The organism is Streptomyces sp. LaBMicrA B280, assembly GCF_049222185.1.
Lineage (GTDB): Bacteria > Actinomycetota > Actinomycetes > Streptomycetales > Streptomycetaceae > Streptomyces > Streptomyces murinus.
Genome location: NZ_JBMJCT010000071.1, coordinates 1 through 5628 on the forward strand (window position 1 = coordinate 1; position 5628 = coordinate 5628).

Annotated in this window: 4 protein-coding genes and 2 pseudogenes; 1 reads left to right on the forward strand and 5 read right to left on the reverse strand. The window is 37.1% G+C overall.

The genetic code is table 11. From position 1 onward, the window contains the following. Nucleotides 1-746 (reverse strand): annotated as a pseudogene (locus tag ACLF5H_RS37180) (mobilization protein); the annotation flags it as partial. Then, nucleotides 736-1146, reverse strand: a complete 411-nt coding sequence (locus ACLF5H_RS37185; protein ID WP_004986709.1) for a MobC family plasmid mobilization relaxosome protein — start codon at nucleotides 1144-1146, stop codon at nucleotides 736-738. The gene ACLF5H_RS37185 and the pseudogene ACLF5H_RS37180, both read right to left, overlap by 11 nt. Nucleotides 1147-2147: 1001 nt before the next feature. On the opposite strand from ACLF5H_RS37185, the gene ACLF5H_RS37190 reads away from it, so the two are divergent. Next, nucleotides 2148-2834, forward strand: a complete 687-nt coding sequence (locus tag ACLF5H_RS37190) for a pentapeptide repeat-containing protein (RefSeq protein WP_002011386.1) — start codon at nucleotides 2148-2150, stop codon at nucleotides 2832-2834. A 191-nt stretch (nucleotides 2835-3025) separates the two neighbouring features. On the opposite strand, the gene ACLF5H_RS37195 is transcribed toward ACLF5H_RS37190, so the two are convergent. From ACLF5H_RS37195 to ACLF5H_RS37205, 3 genes and pseudogenes are all read right to left on the reverse strand, one after another. After that, the gene (locus tag ACLF5H_RS37195; RefSeq protein WP_004986704.1) at nucleotides 3026-3694 is read right to left on the reverse strand and encodes an Abi family protein; all 669 of its coding nucleotides are present in this window, start codon (nucleotides 3692-3694) and stop codon (nucleotides 3026-3028) included. Nucleotides 3695-3826: 132 nt separating this feature from the next. Then, nucleotides 3827-4312, reverse strand: coding sequence for a hypothetical protein (locus ACLF5H_RS37200; RefSeq protein WP_051064109.1), 486 nt, complete (start codon nucleotides 4310-4312; stop codon nucleotides 3827-3829). 108 nt (nucleotides 4313-4420) lie between these two features. Further along, nucleotides 4421-5628 (reverse strand): annotated as a pseudogene (locus ACLF5H_RS37205) (mobilization protein); the annotation flags it as partial.

A 5628-nucleotide genomic window follows, 5' to 3' on the forward strand; every position in this document is an offset into this window, starting at 1 on the left:
TATTCGCCAGTAGATCTAAAGCCTTGCTCATAAATCTCGCCCTCTAAACGGATGGGACGTTTTGCGCCCTCATACGGGTTTTCAATGGATATGGAGTTTTTTACTTGTCGAGTGACATTGATTTGATTCGATTCAAGCCATTGCACCAATTCTTGCCGATCGGCAACTTCCCCATTAGAAACCGCTCGGTAAACACGTTGATGTAACTGCTCTTTAAAACCCTTAATATCTTTGGGCAGGTTCTTTTTATTTAAAAATAGCTGTCGATGCTCAGGATCATCGGGGTCATACAGTGAATGTTCGGTATTGATGATCTGCTTAAATAGATCGACTCGATCTAAATCGGCTGGCGCATAGAATGGCTGTAGACGTTTGCCTGTTGAAAGCTCAACATTGGGAATCACAAAATTAAGCTCAAGCCTTGTCTCACCTGTGTCCTGATTAATTTTGTCTTGGTGCTGCACCCATAAAATTTGATATTGGTCTTTATCTAGTCCTGGAAATAAACATTCCTCAAAATTTTGCATGATTTTCTGTTTATCCTGGTCAGATAAATCATGCTCATAAAAGGACAAACAACCACTGGTATATTTTTTGGCAAAAGGACTGCTATCAATCAATTGTGCTGTCAGCTCTACATTACCACTAAGCACTTGTGCATGTTCACGCTCTCGATCTTCACCTAATAAATAATCAAGACAACCTTTTGACAAACCTGAACCATTCCGAAAAAAATCAACGATCATCTGGACGTAACTCCCGAAGCTGTTGATCAATTGAAATCAATAAATGAAGTAATTTCACTTTATCGAAAGCACCAGTACCCGCAATATCTGTATTTACTGCTTTGGCAATCTGATTCACATTATTACCAATCCGACTAAGTTCTAAAATTAATGCTCGCTCTGTCTTGCTATACGAAGATTCAACAACCTTTGTTTCTTTAATTTTTTGGTCATCTTCTACTTTGGAATTATGAATTTTAGTCGCTTTCTCTACTGCTGCTTGTCTAAGTAACTTTGCAATCGAACCATAAGGATTATTGGAATCAAGCAATTGATATTCTGATTCAGAAAGTCTGACTTTAAAAGTTCTCTCTCGAATAGCCTTGCCTTGCTTATTCTCTTGTTGTTCATGTCCTGACATTTCAATCTACCCTGCTTTGGCTTTTGTAAGCTTTAAAATGGAAAATCTTTGATTTTTCTGTTTAAAGCTTTTCGGGGGTATCGGGGGTGAAGCCCCTGATCAAGGTCACAGCTTAACACTATTGAACGAAGTGAAATAGGGGTAGCTGTGTATCCTTGCTTATTTAAAAATGGACGAGTGAAATTCAATAAAAATTAATCAAATGACACGGTATATAAACTGTAGTAGGTATTGGCATGAATCTTGTAAAAACAAATGCGCTCAACTCTTTCTCACCGTCCCCACATCCCTCGCTTTGCTCGGGCTGATGGTGAACGTTGAGAGAGTTTCGGCAATACTTTCCCTAAGAGGCTTTGATTTAAAAAAATCAAATATCCTCTTAAGTATTGCCGATTAACCTGTAATTGGGCTGACGGAGCCACGCATCGGTCGTATCCGCACATGGTTTTGCTGACCATGCAGACAAGGACTAAAGGTTTTGCACCTTCTCCCACGCGCTCCCTGTCGAAGTATGGTGGTATCTCTGCGAGGATTACTCCAACATGCAACTTAACCAACCTATACAACTACTTCCAACGCTCCGCCTATGTGAGATCCCCTGTAAGCGGTTTAGCCTTGCGACTATCGCTACGATGCACCAGTGACACTTATTCCCTCCACATGCAACGCATATCTTCCTTAAAAAAGGCGCACAGAAGTAGATAAAGCTCGACCGTTAGGTGCTTATTTGATGATTTAAACTGCTGAATTAACGAAGGACTTCAAATTGAGGCTTGTCAAACTGTTCTAATTCTTTAAAATAGATAGTGGTACTAGCCTTTAAGGTGAATATCAGTATGAGTTGCAAGCTCTGCCGATCTTTCGTTAATTGATGTTGCAAGCATCAAATAACTGTACCCATCGAATTTAAAACTAATGGACAGATTTCGCAAGAGACCTGTCCATTATTTTTTTGATCACACCTAAGAATTAAGCTGAAACTCCTATTCTTTGGACTATTAATGTCAAAACTTCCTAGATTTCATAACAAGCACATCGAAAAACGTAAGTATTCAAATAGCCTCCTAGCCAAATCTATTTCTTCTAAAGTACGTTTCTCTAATAAAACATTTTTTAATGTTAATTTGAGAGGATCCCGCCTACGATCATGTTCATTCAAAAATATAAAAATTGTTTTATCTGATTTTTCAGGAGTAATCTTAAATAAGAATAGGTTTACGAATGTTCACTTCAAAAAGTGCGTATTTTATGCTGCTATTTTTAGAGATTGTCGCTTTAAAAATTGCACATTTGAAAAATGCATTTTTATTAATACAAATACAGAAAGCCTAAATCACTCGATATTAGACTGTTCTAAAAAATATAATTTTTACGAAATGAAAATTCCTGATGACTTAAAAGATCAACTAACAGAATATAGAAATATTCCAATACTGCAAAAAAACCGTTTACTTCATCTAAAAGGGGGAAGAATCAATACCGCAACCTTATTCATTCTCCTATCCAAAATATCCAAATACAAGCTGCTAAATGGTCTTAAAAAAATTTATATTGAGGAACAAAGTAAAGTAAAAATACTTAGCACTTTCAAACTCCTTGAAGAAATAAAGAACCTAGTTGACACTAACACCGCATTCAAACAGAATAATGGTGCTCTGCCCCATCCAATCGAAAGGTTGGATAGTTAAGACAATCACTGGGAGCTCACTATTGGATGTAACAATTCAATTAATAGTCTAATTACTGACATTCTGGGAGGGCTTACTATGTTAGGAAACACTGCTACCGTTATCGGATTTACTGCTTTACTACTAACCTTGTTAATTCAACATTTGCAAAATAGTCTGACCTTTCGATTGTTTGGGGTGAAATTCTTATCTTAAAAATCTAAATATTCTTTTAGATCTAATGCAGATTGCTCGATAAAATCGTATGTATTAATACAACGACAGTAAATAAATTTTGTTAAAACCTCTAAATCATTTTCTAGATTACGGTTAAAAATAATCGGTTCATGATGAGCAATCCTGTTTCTTAATTCACGTAATTGATCTGTCCAATCGTAAAAAATTTGCCTGTTTTCAACTGTTGCATTAGGAAAAATAGAATTAAAACATCCCTGCCAAATACGTTCTTCATAATTAGCCATAAGCATCTTTTGCCAGAATACAAATTTAAGCTCAGGGATCATTTTACTAGGCGAATCTGGGAACTTCTCTTTAGCACTATCAAACATACTTTTAGGGCTATACCTCCCTCTACGGCTAAGGCTTCGAATAAAAGCTTCATTTTCATGCCAACTATTTGTTTCATTACACCTAAAAGATATTTCTATTGCCTGAACAACAGCATTTCTCAGAACAACTTCAAAATAATTTAATAAGTAAAAAAACTTATTGGAAATTATTAAATTACGTTCATAAAGCATCAATACATCAGATTTTTCATATGGTTCACCTTTATCTTTATAGAAATTTTCATACTTAGATAAGCGTGGTATAGATAAAGTCTGCTCTATCTTAAGCACTGCATCATTTGACAATTCCACCGTATATACCCTAATATATAGTTGTAAGTTTGAGAGACTGCGGATCTAAGATCTTCCCTCCCAAGCGCTAAGATTCAAAAAAGCCTTTCATTAACGTGAAAGGCTTTTTTCTTTTTTTGGTCAATTAAAAGCTTACATATTGATTGTAATTGAAATATTTTCTTGAGGGACATCAAAATAATTAGCTAATAGTCTCTTAGCTTCAGGAATAGATATTTTATCCAGTGTTTTAGAAGAATTATCTTCATTTAATTTGGTAAATTTCAGCTCATTCAAATCGATATTCATCTCTTCTAATGAACTATAAGAAACTGGATTCCGATTACCATCCCACATATTGGGAATAGATATATCAGCATATTCGGAGATATTTATTATCCATCTACCATCTGCATCTTCTTCTTGAGATTGGCTGATACTAGATATTTTGCCAACTAAAAATGCAGTGTGATGATCAGCCTCTGGTTCTCCCCAAGATTGTTTCCTATTTTGCACACAAACTAGATAATCGCACTTTCCTGCATTATGAGCATTTAGTCTCCAAGACTGACTACCACCTTCTTTTAAAATTCTAGTCTTTCCACGAGCAGTTAGTACTACTACACAGTTATTATTCATAACACCACCAAAATATATAAATAAGCCTATACTATATTAAATATAGCTAAATTTAAACATTAGTACAAGCTAATACTAATAAATAAACACCAACATACTAGAAAATAATTACATCCCAAAATCCATACCTCGATCTTGCTTAGGTCGAGGTTTTTCTATCTCTTGTTTACGCTCATTCATCTGGACGAGATTTTTTTCAATATCTCGGATGTTTCGAGCAAATTCTGCTGCGCTTTGGCTACTTCTGACGAGACAGAATGCTGTGTGGTTGAGATTCTCTCCAGAATTTCTTCGTTGTTGGCTGTGATAAGGCTCATCTCTCGGACTTTGCCATTGATCTGCTCGGTATAGCTTGCTGTACTTCGTTCTAGCTCGTGAAATTGCTTCTGCATTGTCGCTAATGATTTCTGTGCTTGCTGTAAGCTTTGCTGATCGCTCTTGATTGTCTTTGATTGTGCTGACAAGGCTTGGATAATTTTGGTTTGCATTGTGTCTAAAGCTTGCTGTTGCTTCTGCAATTGCACTTGTTGTTGCATTAATTGTTGCTGTTGTTCTTCGATGATTCTCAATAATTGTGTTTCTAATTCGGTCATCGTTTAATACCCCATTGGAATCATGTAGCCGTTCTGCCATTCGCCTGCGTTCTTGTTGATCTGAATACATAGGCGCTGTGCTTTGCTGTCTGGTCGCTTGCATGTGCTGATCATCAAACTGCCCCCCGATCGGTTCAAATGGTCGACCCTCATTTGTTTCTCGTTGATCACGGTGTTTAGCGCCTGCATCTCGCTGTACTTGTTTTTGGTGACGAGACCAAGCGAGAAAATCGCTATAAGCAAAATAACTGCTGCTGAAATCAGCCCCATATTCAAAATGGTAAGTTTTTTCTGTACGGCTTGATTCTGGGCTTTCTGTTCTTGGCTCTGTATTTGCTCGTTTAATTGCGTTAAATGGCTCAATTTCGATTGCAGCAAGCTTTGGTACTGGCTCAACTGCTTCTCGACCGTTTGGGCGTTGTTTTGAATGCTCTGGGCTATTTTCTCGTCCGACTGTTGGATAGCGGTCGCAGTGATATTGGCTCTTGTGTTCAAGCTGTCTCTGATAGTCTGTGACGTTTGCTCGATACCGCTCAGAAGTTGTTCCTCTGTATTCTTCAATTCGTTGTTGTATTTCTTGTCGATATTCGCCAGTAGCTCTAAAGCCTTGCTCATAAATCTCGCCCTCTAAACGTAGTGGTATTGATGGGTAAACGTAGGAGAATGTTCTTTCTATGCCTTGTGCTATGGGCGTTTCAGCTTGTCTAAAAGCTTGTAAAAGCA

Coding starts and splice junctions, on each gene's coding strand:
- ACLF5H_RS37200 (WP_051064109.1), bottom strand. CDS start 4,312: ATGAATAATAACTGTGTAGTAGTACTAACTGCTCGTGGAAAGACTAGA.
- ACLF5H_RS37190 (WP_002011386.1), top strand. CDS start 2,148: ATGTCAAAACTTCCTAGATTTCATAACAAGCACATCGAAAAACGTAAG.
- ACLF5H_RS37185 (WP_004986709.1), bottom strand. CDS start 1,146: ATGTCAGGACATGAACAACAAGAGAATAAGCAAGGCAAGGCTATTCGA.